General features: G+C 69.0%; 12 protein-coding genes. 6 read left to right on the top strand and 6 right to left on the bottom strand.

Annotated features, from left to right (window positions below; all coding sequences use genetic code 11):
- Positions 1-17: 17 nt before the first annotated feature.
- Positions 18-1,277 (top strand): glycosyltransferase, encoded by a 1,260-nt coding sequence (locus J2852_RS09215; RefSeq protein WP_209874211.1) that lies wholly within the window; start codon positions 18-20, stop codon positions 1,275-1,277.
- Here J2852_RS09215 and J2852_RS09210 read toward each other — a convergent pair.
- Positions 1,247-3,778, bottom strand: a complete 2,532-nt coding sequence (locus tag J2852_RS09210; RefSeq protein WP_209874208.1) for a cellulase family glycosylhydrolase — start codon at positions 3,776-3,778, stop codon at positions 1,247-1,249. The two genes, J2852_RS09215 and J2852_RS09210, sit on opposite strands and share 31 nt — an antisense overlap.
- A gap of 380 nt (positions 3,779-4,158) precedes the next feature.
- Between J2852_RS09210 and J2852_RS09205 the strand changes: the two genes are divergently transcribed.
- The 4 genes from J2852_RS09205 to J2852_RS09190 all read left to right on the top strand — a co-directional run bounded on the left by J2852_RS09205 (position 4,159) and on the right by J2852_RS09190 (position 9,834).
- Complete coding sequence (locus J2852_RS09205) at positions 4,159-4,806, top strand: phosphatase PAP2 family protein (RefSeq protein WP_209874206.1); 648 nt, start codon at positions 4,159-4,161, stop codon at positions 4,804-4,806.
- A 420-nt stretch (positions 4,807-5,226) separates the two neighbouring features.
- Positions 5,227-8,502: a DEAD/DEAH box helicase gene (locus J2852_RS09200; RefSeq protein WP_246499400.1), complete on the top strand. Its 3,276-nt coding sequence runs from the start codon at positions 5,227-5,229 to the stop codon at positions 8,500-8,502.
- A gap of 109 nt (positions 8,503-8,611) precedes the next feature.
- On the top strand, positions 8,612-9,121 hold the full coding sequence (locus J2852_RS09195) for a hypothetical protein (RefSeq protein WP_209874199.1): 510 nt from the start codon (positions 8,612-8,614) through the stop codon (positions 9,119-9,121).
- A complete protein-coding gene (locus J2852_RS09190) occupies positions 9,118-9,834 on the top strand; it encodes an endonuclease III domain-containing protein (RefSeq protein ID WP_209874196.1) in 717 nt (238 codons plus the stop codon). The genes J2852_RS09195 and J2852_RS09190 overlap by 4 nt, the downstream gene beginning before the upstream one ends.
- 270 nt (positions 9,835-10,104) lie before the next feature.
- Here J2852_RS09190 and J2852_RS09185 read toward each other — a convergent pair whose 3' ends face one another.
- Positions 10,105-10,311 (bottom strand): hypothetical protein, encoded by a 207-nt coding sequence (locus J2852_RS09185; protein WP_209874193.1) that lies wholly within the window; start codon positions 10,309-10,311, stop codon positions 10,105-10,107.
- A 15-nt stretch (positions 10,312-10,326) separates the two neighbouring features.
- Positions 10,327-10,575, bottom strand: coding sequence for a hypothetical protein (locus J2852_RS09180; RefSeq protein WP_209874190.1), 249 nt, complete (start codon positions 10,573-10,575; stop codon positions 10,327-10,329).
- A gap of 178 nt (positions 10,576-10,753) precedes the next feature.
- Between J2852_RS09180 and J2852_RS09175 the strand changes: the two genes are divergently transcribed.
- Positions 10,754-13,390, top strand: coding sequence for a glycosyltransferase (locus tag J2852_RS09175; protein WP_209874187.1), 2,637 nt, complete (start codon positions 10,754-10,756; stop codon positions 13,388-13,390).
- Between the two features lie 120 nt (positions 13,391-13,510).
- On the opposite strand, the gene J2852_RS09170 is transcribed toward J2852_RS09175, so the two are convergent.
- The 3 genes from J2852_RS09170 to J2852_RS09160 form a co-directional block, all read right to left on the bottom strand.
- Positions 13,511-14,224, bottom strand: coding sequence for a hypothetical protein (locus J2852_RS09170; protein WP_209874184.1), 714 nt, complete (start codon positions 14,222-14,224; stop codon positions 13,511-13,513).
- A gap of 88 nt (positions 14,225-14,312) precedes the next feature.
- Positions 14,313-14,528: a hypothetical protein gene (locus J2852_RS09165; RefSeq protein ID WP_209874181.1), complete on the bottom strand. Its 216-nt coding sequence runs from the start codon at positions 14,526-14,528 to the stop codon at positions 14,313-14,315.
- 61 nt (positions 14,529-14,589) lie between these two features.
- A complete protein-coding gene (locus J2852_RS09160) occupies positions 14,590-14,940 on the bottom strand; it encodes a hypothetical protein (RefSeq protein WP_209874179.1) in 351 nt (116 codons plus the stop codon).
- Positions 14,941-14,984: the final 44 nt, after the last annotated feature.

Genomic DNA, 14,984 nt, shown 5'->3' with positions numbered 1-14,984 from the left:
TGAAAGGACGAAAAGCCATGCGACTGCTGTACCTGACGACCGCCTCGCCGCGCCCGGCCCACTCCGGCGTCAGCCTCCGGGTGGAGGCGAACTGGCAGGCCATGCGGACCTTCGGGCAGGTCGAGGCCATCGTGCTGGGCAGCACGCCCGGCCCGGTCACCCGCGCCGCCCTGCGGCGGGAAGGGGTGGACTTCTTCCCCGCAAGGCGCGAGGCGATGCCGAACCGCATCGTTCGGCAGGCCGACGCCCTGCTGCGGGGCGAAAGCATGCTGGTCGCCCGCGCGCTGTCGCCGGAGCGGATCGAGCGGCTGCGGGAGCGCATCCGGCGGCTGCGGCCGGACGCGGTGGTGCTGGGCGACACGTGGCTGACGCCGCTGATCCGGGTCATCCGGCCGCTCGGCCCCGCCGTGGTGGTGGACACCCATAACGTCGAGACGAAGCTGTACCGCCGCATCCTGGCCCAAAGCTCCGGCAAGGCGGCGCTGCGCCCGCTGCTGTTCTACCTGAACATGCTGGGGCTGGAGCGGCGGCTGGCCGAGGCCGACGCCGTGTGGGGCGTCTCCCCCAACGACGTGGAGCATTACCGGACGGTGATGGGGCTGCGCGACGTGTTCGTCGTTCCCAACGCCATCGACCTGTCCCGCTACCCGACCCCGCCGGAGCGGGAGGAGGCGGAACCGGGCATCGTCTTCACCGGCGACTTCCGCTACTGGCCGAACGAGGACGCCGCAAGGCGTCTGATCGGGCAGGCGCGGCAGCTGTCCGCTCTCGGCATCCCGCACCGGCTGTGGCTGGTCGGGCGGGGGCCGAGCGAAGCCATGCGGACCGCCGCCGCGCAGGTCCCCTCCGTCACCATCACGGGGGAGGTGCCGGACGTGCGGCCCTATGTCCAGGGCGCCGCCGTCTTCGCCGCCCCGCTCAGCGCCGGGTCGGGCACGAAGTTCAAGATCCTCGAAGCCTTTGCCCTGCGACGGGCGGTGCTGACCACTCCCATCGGGGTCGAGGGCATGGGCTGCGAGTCCGGCCGGGAACTGATCGTCGCCGAGGATGGCGACACCTTCCTGAACGGCCTGACTCAGCTGCTCAGCGACCGTGACCTGCGCCTGCGGCTGGGGACCGCCGGGCGGGAGTGGGTCGAGGCCCATGGGTCCATGGAGGCGCTGGTTGCCTCCATGGCCGTGGCGCTGGGCGGGACGCTGCACGGTGCGGCGAGGACGGGGCGCGGGGTCGCCGCACCCCCGGAGACTCAGGCCGCTTCCAGCGGGTACGCCGCGTGATCGTGCGGCGACAGATAGTCGGCGGTTTCCGGCCCGGCCGGCATGAACGGGGCCGGGTTCGCCGGCTCGACCGGTGCGATGGCTTGCGCGGTCGCTTCGGCCGGGGCGGCAATGTGGTTCCAGACGTCCACATTCTCCATGGCGAGCGTCTGGGCGATGGCTTGGGCGGTGGCCTTGTCCAGGATGGTCCCGGTGCCCTGGGCGGTGCCGATGGTGGCGTTGGCGGCGGTGGACAGCTTCAGGCCGAAGGTCTCCGTCCCCTCTGTCAGGCTGTCGCCGAGCACGCCGACCTTGACGGTCTTCACCGTCTCGCCGGGGGCGAAGGTCAGGGTGCCGCTGGCCGCCTTGTAGTCGGAACCGGCCTTGGCCGTGCCGTCCACGGTGGCGTAGTTGACGGTCACCGTCTGGGTCGCCGACTGCGACAGCTTCACCGTGAAGGTGGCCTCGGTCTGGCCCGGCGTGACGGTGGTCGTGCCGGTGTAGAGCGCGTTCTTGATGGCGTTGTACTTGACGGGATCGACCGTCTTCCAGTCGTCCATCAGGATGCCGCCGGTGTCGCCCGAGTTCGGGTTCCACGACCAGTAGGTCCAGCTCGCCCCCTGCTTGCCGGCGCCGAGATCCAACGTGCCGTTGGCGTCGAGGTCACCATTCATGTACTTGGTCAGGGTGGCCATGTACTGCTGGTCGGCGGCGGTCTTCATGAAGCCGCCGAACTCACCCACCAGGACCGGGTGCTTGTTGTCGCGCAGCAGCCAGCCCCAGTTGTCGGTGTAGAGACCCGGCATGTTGTTGGGGAAGTTCGGGTCGCTGAAGGCCGGCTGCATGTAGAGCGACGGGCCGTAGACGTGCGGGGAGTAGACCAGCTTGTCCGGCACGCTGAAGGTCACGTCGTAGGCCTTGGCGCCGCGCAGGTTGCCGCCCCACCAGTCCCACTGGTTGTTGTAGACCTCGACCCCCTCCACGACCATCAGCCAGTCCTTGTTGACGGTCTGGATGGCGTTGCCGATGCGCTCCGCCGCGCGGGCCCAGTCGGTGGCTTGGTTGCCGTCGCCCCAGGTGGCCGGGCCGTGCGGCTCGTTGTGGAGGTCGGCACCGATCACCGCGTCCTTGCCGGCGTAGCGCGCTGCCAGCATCTTCCAGTTGGCGATCATCGTCGCCTCGGACGTCTGGGCCGTGTACCAGAGCCCGTTCTCGTTGGCCGAGATGCCGTCGTCGTTGCGGTGGTGGTCCAGCAGGATCTTCATGCCGATCTTGCCGGCGTAGTCGATCACCTTGTCCATCACCTGAAGCGGGGTGAGCCCCTTGAGATCGGGATTCAGGCTGTAGTCGATACCCTTCGCCACGGCGCCCGGCGCCAGCGTGGCATCGCTGAAGGGGAAGCGGATCACGTTGAAGCCCAGACCTTTCATCTGGTCCATCATGTCCTGGTAGTTCCGCGTCCACAGCCCGTCCGGCGTGAAGTTGTTGTTGCCGGCCCCGAACCAGTTCACGCCGGTCAGCCGGACGTTGTTGCCGGCGGAATCGACGATCTGGTTGCCCGAGGTGTGCAGAAAGCCCGGCGCGATCCCGCCCGAGGCGGAGGTGGTCACGCCCGGTTCGGTCACGCTGGTGCCGTCTACGGACAGAACCGGGATGGTCGGTGTCGGGGTGGGGGTGGTCGGCGTGGTGGTCGTGCCGGAGGGGAAGTAGCTTTTGTCGGCGCTGACGACCAGCGTGCCGTTCCACCACAGACCGGATTGGCCGGGGGCCACGTCCTTTCCGTCCAGGGCGCCCTTGTCATAGGTGACGATGGACGCGGTGGGGGAGACCGCCTTGCCGTTGATGGTGACGGCGTTGACGATCAGGTTGCGGTCCTGGCCGTTGATGGTGGCGTCGTTATCGAACTGCACCTGCACCTTGTGCGCCGCGTCGGGGGTGACCGGGGCGGTGAAGGCGAAGTCCTTGGCCGAGGTGCCGGCGGTGCCTTCGCCGACCTTCTTGCCGTCCACCAGCAGGTTGAAGTGGGCGTTCGTGCCGCCCGCCGGGGTGCCCTGCGCGTTCACGACGATCTGGGCCGTGCCGGCGGTGGGCGTGGCCGGCGTGGTGGTCACCGGCGCGGGGAAGTCGCTGGCCGGCGCGGTGAAGGCGATGGCGCCCTGCCACCACATACCCTCCTGCCCGGCGACGACGTCAAGACCGTCGAGGTCGTAGCGGTCGTAGGTCACACCCGCGTCGGTCGGCAGCATGGTGTGGCCGTTCACGACGATGGACTTCAGGCCGAGGTTCCGGTCCTCGCCGTTCAGAAAGGCATCGTTGTCGAAATGCACCTGGATTCTGTGCGCCTGACCGGCGGTCAGCTGGGTGTCGAAGCTGTAGGCGATCGGCGTCGTGGTGGTGGCCGAGGCCCGGCCGATCTCGACGCCGTCGGCCAGCACGCGGAAATGGGGGGCAACGCCGGCGGCGGGCGTGCCGTAGGCGTTCACCACGATCCGGGTGCCGACGAGGCTCTGAGTCGTTGCCATGGGGTGGAAACCCTGTGCGGTTGTCGTTGCCTGCCACCATGAAAGGCAGTGATTAATCAGTATCCGTGGAGTGGTATCAGGAGTCGGTCATTTGGCGTGACAAAGTTTGTCTGTGACTGGACTGGAAGTTGTGTGCGTTTGGACTCAATTGAGACTCGGTGTTGCGTAAATAGATCTTGTGGATTTTTGTCGTTGACTCGATGCGGTGTCATGTTCATCGGAAGTCCCGGCGAGCCTGCCGGCAATATAAAATTTTAACCGTGCTGTGCTCAGCTTCCGGTGGCGCGCACCGTTCGGCCGGTGGGCGGCAACCACTGGCCCTTGTTCCGCTGGTGGTGGAAACCTTCGACGAACCGCAGCCGGCGAATGGCCAGCCTTGAATGGACACCATACTCCTGCCCCTGCTTCAGGCCGTGACCCTGCTGGGCAATTCGGCACTGCTGCTGCCCCTGTCGGGCCTCTTCGCCATCCTGCTGTGGCGCCGGCACTCGCTGCCCGCAGCGGTTGCCTGGGTCGGCGTGCTGATGGTCTGCGCCGGTGTTCTGGTGGTGCTGAAGGTTGCCGGCCATGCCTGTGACTTTCATGTGTTCGACGCGCGGCTGACCAGCCCCAGCGGGCACGCCGCGCTCAGCGCCACCGTCTATGGAGCCGTCGGGCTGGTCGCCGCCCGCCGTTTCGACGGCTGGCGTCGCCGCGCGCTGCTGCTCGCCGTCGTCGGGGTGGTCGGCGCGGTCGGCCTGTCGCGCGTCGTGCTCGGCATGCATTCGATGCCGGAGGTGCTGGTCGGCCTTGCGCTCGGCGCGATGGCGGTCGCGGTCTTCGCGCAGAGCCTGTCCCGCTTCGCCCCGTCGCAGCCGAACCTGAACCCGCTGCTGATCGCCATGGTGGTGCTGGCCGGCATCGTCGGCACCACGCTGGGCGACCAGTCGATGGTCGAGCCGGTCCTTCAGAAGATCGCCGCGCTGGCCCAGCAGGAAGCCGTGCTGTGCGGGGCACCGCCGACGTTAACCGGAGCCCTGATGCGCTGAATTGTGCATCGTTGTGCAGTTTTCGCGGAATCGCGATTCTGCACAATGGCGAAAAACGCCGAATTCGTCCGTCATCACAATGGATTGCGCGTCAGCGTTCGTGTGCATCCATTGTGCAGTCGATGCACAACGATTTGCACACGCATGATGATGCGCGGGACGGCCAGGCGTTAACCAATGCGCCATCGTGCAACGGTTTTCCGACATGTTGCACGGGTCAAGACGCAGGTTGTCCGTTGATAGGCGTAGCCTAACCCGTCCCCATGGGCAGTGACAAGCTTTTGGGTTGAGAGCGGGCTTGCGGCGGGGCATGGTGTGGCTCTATACCCACGGCCCCGTTCACGCTCCGTTTCCCGCTGGCCCTTCTCGGACATGTCGCTTTTCGACTCTCTTCCGCGCGCCTCGGCATCCGGCGGCGCCATGGTCCCCTTTTCCCAGGAGGACCTGACGCGCGTCTTCGATGCGAAGACCGTGCAGCGGGGGCGCACGCTCGTGCTGTCGGGCGCGGTGACGCTGGACGACGCCGAAGGGCGGATCGAGGCGCATGTCAGCGACCTCGGCCGGCAGCTGTCGGTCACGGTGACGCCGGTGCAGGGCAGCCGCCGCGTGGTGTTCGACCGCAGCTGCACCTGCGGGCGCAACGCCTGCGCGCACATGGCGGCGGCGGCGATGCTGGCGCTGGACACCCGGCCGGAATGGCGGCGCACCTCGCTGTTCGACCTGCCGTCGAAGACGGCGCGCGGGGAGGGAAGGGCCGGCGAGGACGCGCCCGATCCGGTTCCGCCGCCCGCGCCACCGCCACCTCCGCCACCACCTCCGCCCCCGCCCCCGCCCCCGCCGCCGGCTCCCGTGCCGGTGCTGCGCGTGCGCTGGACGCTGGAGCCGGGGAAGGACGACGTCGCGCTGTTCGTCTCGGCCTCGATCTGCGCGGAGGGGGAAACGAAGGCTTCGCCGGCCAGCCCGCGCGACGTGATGGCGCGCGCCGCCCGCGACGTGGAGGGCGACGTGGACCGCGCCATCGCCCGGCTGCTGGGCGGCGGCGGGGTGGTGCGCACGCCCGTGGCGAAAAGCCGGGGCGACGTGGTGGACCGCGTGCTGCGCCGCCTGCTGGGCACCGGCCGGCTGCGCTGGCGCGGCGGCGCTCTGCTGTCGGAGGGACCAGCGCGGACGGTGCGCGCCTTCCGCGATCCGGCCACGCGCAAGCTGCGGCCGAGCGGCCTGCCGGAGGGCGGGGCGCTGATCAAGGGGCAGGGCTACTGGTGCGTCGATCCGGGGGCGGGCACGGTCTCGCCGGTGGAACTCCAGGTCGTCGAGGTGCCGAAGCCGAAGGGGGCGCCGGCCACGCCGAAGCCTGCGCCGGTCGTCGAGAAGCCGACCATTCCGCTGACCGCGTCGATGCCGGCCGGGGTGCGGATGGGGTCGGAGGCCGCCGCGACCATCGTGGAACGCGACCCGCGCATCGTCGCGCGGCTGGGCCGGGTGGTGTCGCCGGACGGCGGACTGGTGGACGTGCTGCGCCTGTCCTTCGACTATGGCGAGGACGGTTCGCCTTCGGAGATCGAGCCCGACGACCAGCGCCAGTTCGCCCGCGTCGAGGAACCCGGCGGGGCCGTCTTCGTCCGCCGCGACAAGGCGCTGGAGCAGGGGGCGCTGGAGCGGCTGGCCGGCTTCGGCTTCGCCCAAGGGCGCATCGAGCCGCCGAAGGGGCAGTTGAACGCGCGGGGCACGCGCGTGCACTGGCTGACCGGGAAGGATGCCGACGAGAAGTGGGCGGCCTTCCTGGCGACCGAGGTGCCGGCCCTGACCAAGGACGGCTGGGTGGTGGAGGTCGGCGCCGACTTCGGCACCAAGGTGGTCGAGGGCGGTGACGAGGTGGCGGTCGCCGTGCGCGATGCGGGCGACGGCTGGTTCGACCTGGACGTCGGCGTGGAGATCGACGGGCAGCGGCGCGCCCTGCTGCCGATCCTGGCGACTCTGATCGAGCGCGGCGGCATGGAGGCGACCCGCGTCATCGAGGGCCGCGCGCACATTGTTCTGGACGACGGCAACGTGCTGGCCCTGCCGGCCGACCGCGTGGAGCGGCTGCTGAGCGTGCTGGAGGCCATGCTGGACAGCGGGCGGCGGGTCGATGACACGCTGAAGGTGCCGCTGGCCGAGGCCGACAGCCTGCTGGACATCGACGACCTGATCGCCCGGCGGACCGAGGACACGGCGGAAATCGACCGCTATCTGCGCACCATCCGGGACCAGGAGCTGCCGCCGGAGATGGACCCGCCGGCCGGCTTCAAGGGCACGCTGCGCGACTATCAGCGCGTGGGCCTCGCCTGGATGCAGAGCCTGCGGGCGAACAAGGTCGCGGGCATCCTGGCTGACGACATGGGTCTGGGCAAGACGGCGCAGACGCTGGCCCACATCGCGACGGAGCATGCGGAGGGGCGGCTGAGCGATCCGTGCCTGGTGGTGGTGCCGACCAGCCTTGTGCCGAACTGGGTCGCGGAGGCGCAGCGCTTCACGCCGCACCTGCGGGTGGTCGTGCTGCATGGGCTGGACCGGCACGAGCGGCTGAGCGACGTGGACCGCGCGCACATCGTCGTCACGACCTACGGCGTGGTAGCGCGCGACGTGGATCTGCTGAAGCGGCTGACGTGGCACATGCTGATCCTGGACGAGGCGCAGGCCATCAAGAACCCGGACGGCAAGGCGACGCGGGCGGTCTGCGCGCTGCCGTCGCGGCATCGGCTCTGCCTGTCCGGCACGCCGGTCGAGAACAATTTGGGCGAGTTGTGGAGCCAGTTCGCTTTCCTGATGCCGGGCCTGCTGGGGGATCGGAAGGAGTTCGGGAAGCGGTACCGCACGCCGATCGAGAAGCGCGGCGACTCGACGCGGGCCAAGCTGCTGATGCGGCGGATCAAGCCGTTCCTGCTGCGCCGCACCAAGGAGGCGGTCGCCAAGGAACTGCCGCCCAAGACGGAGGTGGTCGTCCGCATCGACCTTGAGGCGGAGCAGCGCGACCTCTACGAGACGATCCGTCTGTCGGTGAACGAGACGGTGCGGGCGGCGCTGGCGGTCAGCGGCGTGTCGCGCAACGCGATTACCATCATCGACGCGCTTCTGAAGCTGCGGCAGGTCTGCTGCGACCCGCGTCTGGTGAAGATCCCGGCGGCGGCCAAGGTGAAGGAAAGCGCCAAGCTGCAGGCGCTGACCGACATGGTGCTGGAGATGGTGCCGGAGGGGCGGCGCATCCTGATCTTCTCGCAGTTCACCACCATGCTGGATCTCATCAAGGTGCAACTGGAGGACGCGCGGATCCCCTATGTGGAGCTGACCGGCCGTACGCTGGACCGGGCGGAGCCGGTGAACCGCTTCCAGAACCGGGAGGTGCCGGTCTTCCTCATCAGCCTGAAGGCCGGCGGGCGCGGCCTGAACCTGACGGCGGCGGACACGGTCATTCACTACGACCCGTGGTGGAACCCGGCGGCCGAGGATCAGGCGACCGACCGCGCCTACCGAATCGGGCAGGACAAGCCGGTCTTCGTCTACAAGCTGATCGCCGCGAACACGGTGGAGGAACGCATCCTCGATCTGCAACGGCGCAAAGGCAGCCTGTCGGAGGCCACCATCGAGGGCACGGGCCTCGTCAGCGCGCTCGACGGCGGCGATGTCGATTATCTACTTGGGGGACTATCCGCTGGGTAAAGTCGAGTGCCGACGCAATCCTCGGGGGTAATGCCCTATTCGGGGCTGGCTTGCATCGCGTAATGGCCTAAATCCCTAGGAATAGTATTCCCTGGGGGAGGGAAGGGCCATGGCTTCGACTCAGCGGGAGAGCATAGCACCCGAGCCGGAACGGCTCATCGAGGCGTGGCGCGATGCCGCCGCCGAGGCCCGGCGCTGGCGCGACGATCCCGCGCGCATCGCCGCGTTGAAGGCCGCCCGCAACCGGCTGCACCAGCCGGAAGCGCCTCCGCCGCGCCGGCCGGAGCAGGTGCTTGCCGACGAGTTGCGCATGGCGCGGACGGCGCTGGCCGCCGCCGAGGGGAACGCGCGGGCGCTGGCCTACGCCAATCTGAAGCGGTGGGAGCCGGGGCTGTTCGGCTACAGCGAGACGCAACGCTCCACCGCCGGGAAGATCGCCGCGTCGGAGGCGGAGCAGGCCCGACGCGACGCCCAGGAACGGGCCGAGGCCCTGGCCCTGGTGCGGGAGTTCCGCGAGGTGCAGGACCGGGCGCGCAACGCCGCGCGGGCCGTCTGGGCCGATCCGCAGGCGCGGGCGCTGGCCGATGAGGCCGGGCTGTCGCGCGTGTCCGCCTCATGACGGTTTTCGAGACCGTCGAAGCCAAGCTGCTGGAGATTCATCGCCGGCTGTGCCTCGTCTACGGCTGCCCGGTCGCCTATTTCCGGTCGAACGATCCGCTGAGCGAGCTGGTCTCGTCGCTGCTGTCGCACCGGACGCGGAACGCGGCGTCGGGGGCGGCCTTTCGGGCCCTGAAGGCGCGGTGGAGCGATTGGGCGGCGGTCAGGGACGCCGATCCGGCGGAGGTCGAGGCCGCCATTGCCGGCGTGACCTGGCCGGAGCAGAAGGCGCCGCGCATCCAGGCGATCCTACGGGCGATCACGGAGCTGCGGGGAGAACTGTCGCTGGATTTTTTGGCGGAGATGCCCGTGGAGGAGGCGCGGGCCTGGTTGGAGCAACTGCCGGGGGTAGGGCCGAAGACCAGTGCGGCGGTGATGTGTTTCAGCAGCCTGCGGCGGCCGGCGCTGCCGGTGGACAGCCATCATCATCGGGTGGCGGTGCGCACCGGGTTGATCCCGCCGAAGGTGGCGGTCGGGCCGTCGCACAAGATCCTGGCGGCGCAGTTGCCGGCGGACTGGACGGCGCAGCAGATCTACGACAACCACGAGGTTCTGATGCTGCACGGGCAGCGGTGCTGCACCTTCCACGATCCGGCCTGTCACCGCTGCGTGCTGGTGAGCCTGTGCCCGACCGGGCAGGCCCGGATGGAGGGGCCGGATCGGGCAAGGGCATAAAGTTTTTTGACACAGATGGACACAGATAAACACAGACAGCCCGCCACGAACCGTCATCCCCGCGAAGGCGGGGATCCAGAAAACTATGCATAACGGTGCTGGTCTGTTCTGGATTCCCGCCTCTCGCGCTGGCGCACCAGCGCTGACGGCGTCAGGCGGATCGAAGATCCGCTGAGAGCCTTCGCAGTAATGACGATGGAAAGGTGCCGGGACTATCTGAATCCCATCATTTCCATCCGTGTTTATCTGTGTCCATCTGTGTCACAATAATTATTTCCTCTTGAAGTTCTCGGCCTTGCGGCGGTCGTTCTCGACCTCGCGGGCCATTTCGTCGTCGATCTTGGGGTCGATGTCGCGGGCCTGATCGGCCAGCTTCTTCGCGCCCTTCAGGTCGCCTTCGGCAGCCTTGTCGATGGCCTTTTCGGCGAGGTCGTGGGCCTTCTTGTGCTCCTGGCTCTGCTCGTGCTTGCTGGCCATGGGGTGCTCCTTTCCTCAGTGCAGAAGTCCGTTGGGGCGGGACGTGTCGGGGGTGGGGCGCTCCGGCGCGTCGTCGTCGGCCTGCTCGGCGGCGTCCAGCATGGCCTCGGCCTGCTTGCGGACGGCACGGGCGCGGGCGCGGTCGTCGGGGTCGGGGTTCCTGGATTCGGCGAATTCGGCCGCCTGTTCGGCGAGGTCGAGGGTCTCGACCACCTCCTCCATCGTCTCCTCCAGGGCCTCCACATCGACTTTCTTGTCGCTCATGCGGGCTTCTCCGGTCGTCAGGGTCGGTTCAGCCAACAGGAGGAACAGGGCCGCGTTCCCGGCAAAATGCAGGACAAAAAATCTGGAAGGGGGGCGGGAATAGTTTTTTGCGGTGCACGTTCGTCGTTGTGTCCGGTGGCGCTCGCCACCTTCCTTCCAGGCTTGCGAATATCCCCACATGAGCAACCCGAAGCGTTCGATGCGGTCTGCGGCGGTCGCCGCCGCCATGCTGGCCGTGACCGCCGGCCACGCGTCCTTCTGGTCCTGGCGCAACGCGCCGACGCCCGTGGAGGCGGAGCCGGGGCGCATCGAGTCCGTGTCCTATTCGCCGTCGGGCCGGACCTACGACCCGAACGAATCACCGGTCGTCCCGCGCGCCGAGCTTGAAAAGGATATGATCGCCATCGCCGGCTTCGCCGACGGCGTGCGCACCTACTCCACGCTGGGTTCGCAAGGGCAGGTGCCGGCCATCGCGGCCAAGCACGGCCTGGACGTCTCGCTGGGCATCTGGCTCAGCGACGACAAGGCCCGGAACGAGCAGGAAGTCGCCCGCGCCATCGTGATGGCCAAGACCGTGCGGGGCATCACCCGCATCGTCGTCGGCAACGAGACGCTGCTGCGTGCCGAGCTGACCGACGAGGAGCTGGCCGGCTACGTCAAGCGCGTGCGCGCCGCCGTTCCCCGCCACATCAAGGTCGGCACCGCCGACGTGTGGTCGGAGATCGTGAAGGCCAAGGAGACGGTGAAGGCGTCCGACTACATGGGCGTGCACGTCCTGCCCTACTGGGAAGGCGTGCCGGCCGACAAGGCGCTGACCTGGATCCGCGACCGGCTGGACACCGTGCGGAAGACGCACCCCGGCAAGCAGCTGTTCGTCGGCGAGGTGGGCTGGCCGTCGGGCGGCGAGAACTTCCACGACGCCTTCCCGTCGCCGGAGGCGCAGGCCTCGGTGGTGCGGAACTTCGCGGCCGAGGCCGGGATGCTGGGCATCGACTACAATGTGGTCGAGGCGTTCGACGGCATCTGGAAGTCCACCATCGAAGGCTCGCCCGGTCCGACCTGGGGCATGCTGGACGCCGACCGCGCGCCGAAATGGCCGCTGGCGGGCGCCGTGCCGGCCCCCTATGGGGATCGGGTCGGTGCCGGCGTGGCGCTGGGCCTGGGGCTGGCGCTGTCGGCCTTCGCCGCGCTGCGGCGGCGGACGGGTCTGCGCTACGCGCTGGCCGCGTCGGTGGGCGCGAACATTATCGGTTTCGGTGTCGGGTCGGCCGTGGCCGGGGCGTATGGTGAGTACTTCACCTTCGGCGCCGCGACGACCTGGGGTTCGGCCTTCCTGCTCGGCGCGCTGATGATGGGCGTGGCCTTCGCCGACCTGACGGAGGTGGTGCGGCGGCTGCTCACCGGCCGGGCGCCGGCCCTGCTGCCGCGCAGGCCGGAGGTGCCCGATCACCAGCCGATGGTCTCCATCCACGTCGCCGCCTGCCGCGAGCAGCCGGAGGTGCTGGGCGCCACGCTGTCCTCGCTGGCCCGGCTCGACTACCCAAACTACGAGGTCGTCGTCCTCATCAACAACACCGAGGACGAGGCGCTGGTGCGGCCGGTCGAGGAGCTGTGCGCCGAGCTGGGACCGAAGTTCAAGTTCCACTGGTACAAGAAGATCAGCGGCTTCAAGGCCGGCGCGCTGAACGCGGCGCTGCGGCACACGGATCCGGCGGCCGAGATCGTCGCGGTTCTGGACGCCGACTACACCGTGTCGCCGGACTGGCTGAAGAAGCTGGCCCCGACCTTCGCGGACCCCTCGGTCGGCATCGTGCAGGCCCCGCAGGAGCACCGCGACGGCCACGAGACCCCGCTGAAGGCCGCGATGACCGCCGAGTATCGTCCCTTCTTCGACGTCGGCATGCAGGAGGGTCTGACCACCCAAGCCTTCGTCTGCCACGGCACGATGATCATGCTGCGCCGCTCCGCCATGGAGCAGGTCGGCGGCTGGTCGGAAGAGGGCATCTGCGAGGATACCGAGCTTGGCATCCGCATCCTGTCGGCCGGCTACCGCGCCGCCTACACGGACGAGCGGCTGGGCGAGGGCCTGGCTCCGGACAACTTCATGCAGTTCCGCAAGCAGCGTGACCGGTGGGTGTTCGGTTCCACCCAGATCCTGCGCGCCCACTGGCGGAAGTTCCTGCCGGGTGCCGCTGAGCTGAGCGTGGCGCAGAAGGTCGGCTACCTGACCAACTGGGCGCGCTGGTGGTCGGACGCGGTGGGCCTGCTGGCCGCCGGTGCTGCGGTGACCTGGACCTTCGCCTCGCTGGTGCTGCCGCTGCATCTGCCGCCGGTGGAAGCGACCGCTGCCGTGTTGGGTGCCCTGGTCCTGCGCGCCGGGTCGAGCCTGCTGGCCTCGCGCTACGCCTCGGGCAACTCGTGGAAGGAGAGCTTCGGGGCCTGCGCCGTGGGCATGGCGCTGTCCACCACGGTGGCGCTCGCCGCGCTGCGCGGCGTGGTGCGCAAGCGGGACGCCTTCCGGGTGACGGCCAAGGGCGGCAAGCGGGCTCCCAGCCGGTTCTGCGCCAAGCCGGAAGCCTATCTGTCGGCCGCCCTGGTCGCGGCGTCCGCCACGGCGGCCCTGGTCAACCCGCTGGGCACCCTGTCGCTGGAGCTGTGGTCGATCCTGCTGGCCGCGATGGCCGTGCCGAACCTGATGGCGGTTGGTTTCGCGATTGGTGACATGCTGCCGGCGCGGGCTCCGCGCCCGGTGGAGCGGACCGTTCCGCAGGTGCAGCCGCAGCAGACGGAACAGCGTCAGCCGGCGGTGGCATAAGTCTCAGCGACGGGCCCCCACCCAAACCCTCCCCCACCTGACGGCGGGGGAGGGCTTTTTTTGCTCCGTCCCCCGCCGTCAGGTGGGGGAAGGTTGGGATGGGGGCCCGTTTGCCGGACCTTACCGCTTGCCGGTCTTCTGCACGGCGGTGACCTGCTGAAGGGCGACGTTGCCCTGGCCGGAGGCGACGTTGACGGCGGTGCCGACGTTGTTGAACTGCACCCCACCGGTCGCCAGCGCGGTCGGCAGGTGCGGCAGGGGGCCGAAGTTGGACAGCACCGGGTCGATCTCCCCGGCCGGGGGAGTGGCGGGAGCCGGGGTGGGATGGGGCGCGGGATGCCCGGCGCCGCCGCCCTCCACCGGGATGCCACCTTCCTGGGGGAAGCCCTGGCCGGACACGTTGTTGTCGCCGAAGGTCAACGCCAGCGTGCTGTTCAGGTTGTTCACGATGAACGGCGCGTCGATGAAGGTGAAGTTCGGCACGAAGGGCTCGACCGGCTTCTGACGGCTCGCCGCCAGCGGCTGGCCCTTGTTGAAGCCGGCCAGGAAACCCGCGTCGCCACGGACCTTGGTGATGGCCTCCTGGTGGACCGCCTTGCGGCTGACGCCGGGGTTGGTGACCAGCGCGCCCGGAGGAGCGCCGCGCTTGGCCGCGTTCACGAAGACCGGCTGGCGTGGCATCAGGGGCGGCATGCCCATCCCCATGCCCATGGACATCCCGACCATGGCCCCCATGCGCGGATCGACGACGGTGCCGCCCCCGTCCTGCGCGGCGGCGGTTCCGGTCGCCAGGGTGAGGGCGGCCAGCCCGGAAAGCAGGACGGTGCGGATCATGGCGGTCTCCTGGGTTCAGCCTTGTGGTCACGATCCTAGGGGAGGGATGGGGCGGCCCGCTGTGAGGCGGACCACAGGCGGTGCCACATCAGTGGACGCTGAGTGCGCGGAGGCTTTGCTGGTGCAACTTGGCCTCGGCCAGTTCACGGGTCCGGAAACGCCACAGCAGCGTTCCGTCCGCGCCATAGGCGATGTAGGTGGTCCGTCCCCGGCGGGTCACCACCTTGACGTAGGCGCGGTCGAGCAGCCCGAACCGGGCGAGACGCTCGCGGACGATGCTGTCCAGATCATCGGGAAGGCACATGGCGGGTCCTTGGCTTTGCTCGGCGGTTCTGCTCGGCGGTTCTGCTCGGCTGGCGAGACGGTCACACCTCTTCCTCGAAGGGGAAGCTGCGGCCGAACGGGGTGTCGGGTATCGGGTGGGTCTGCGGGTGAAGCGGCGGCATGGGCAGGGGTTTCAGATCCTGCGGGGGAGCGCCACGGCGGCAGGTGGTGTTGCCGTTGATGGTTTCGCAGGTCAGCACGCCCGGCCCGGTCATGCAGGTGGTCTTGTCGTTGACCGTCTGGCAGGACAGCGTGCCCTGGCCCCGGCTGCACACCGTCTTGCCGTTGACCGTCTGGCAGGCGAGGTTCTCGGCGCCGGCGGTAACGGGAAGGCCGGTCAGGAGCAGCACGGCGAGGGTAGGGCCAGCGGCCAGGAGCGGGATGCGGAGCATGGCGAAACGCCTCCAATGAGGGTCGCGAAAAGGGGCGCCGCCAG

The sequence above is a fragment of the Azospirillum soli genome (assembly GCF_017876165.1).
In the GTDB taxonomy this organism is placed as follows: domain Bacteria; phylum Pseudomonadota; class Alphaproteobacteria; order Azospirillales; family Azospirillaceae; genus Azospirillum; species Azospirillum soli.
Note: the sequence above shows the minus strand (reverse complement) of the source record. Positions and strands in the feature narration are given on the sequence as shown.

Bases quoted from the DNA above. Each gene is read 5' to 3' on its own strand.
- J2852_RS09215 (WP_209874211.1), top strand. From the start codon at position 18: ATGCGACTGCTGTACCTGACGACCGCCTCGCCGCGCCCGGCCCACTCC.
- J2852_RS09210 (WP_209874208.1), bottom strand. From the start codon at position 3,778: ATGGCAACGACTCAGAGCCTCGTCGGCACCCGGATCGTGGTGAACGCC.
- J2852_RS09205 (WP_209874206.1), top strand. From the start codon at position 4,159: ATGGACACCATACTCCTGCCCCTGCTTCAGGCCGTGACCCTGCTGGGC.
- J2852_RS09200 (WP_246499400.1), top strand. From the start codon at position 5,227: ATGGTCCCCTTTTCCCAGGAGGACCTGACGCGCGTCTTCGATGCGAAG.
- J2852_RS09195 (WP_209874199.1), top strand. From the start codon at position 8,612: ATGGCTTCGACTCAGCGGGAGAGCATAGCACCCGAGCCGGAACGGCTC.
- J2852_RS09190 (WP_209874196.1), top strand. From the start codon at position 9,118: ATGACGGTTTTCGAGACCGTCGAAGCCAAGCTGCTGGAGATTCATCGC.
- J2852_RS09185 (WP_209874193.1), bottom strand. From the start codon at position 10,311: ATGGCCAGCAAGCACGAGCAGAGCCAGGAGCACAAGAAGGCCCACGAC.
- J2852_RS09180 (WP_209874190.1), bottom strand. From the start codon at position 10,575: ATGAGCGACAAGAAAGTCGATGTGGAGGCCCTGGAGGAGACGATGGAG.
- J2852_RS09175 (WP_209874187.1), top strand. From the start codon at position 10,754: ATGAGCAACCCGAAGCGTTCGATGCGGTCTGCGGCGGTCGCCGCCGCC.
- J2852_RS09170 (WP_209874184.1), bottom strand. From the start codon at position 14,224: ATGATCCGCACCGTCCTGCTTTCCGGGCTGGCCGCCCTCACCCTGGCG.
- J2852_RS09165 (WP_209874181.1), bottom strand. From the start codon at position 14,528: ATGTGCCTTCCCGATGATCTGGACAGCATCGTCCGCGAGCGTCTCGCC.
- J2852_RS09160 (WP_209874179.1), bottom strand. From the start codon at position 14,940: ATGCTCCGCATCCCGCTCCTGGCCGCTGGCCCTACCCTCGCCGTGCTG.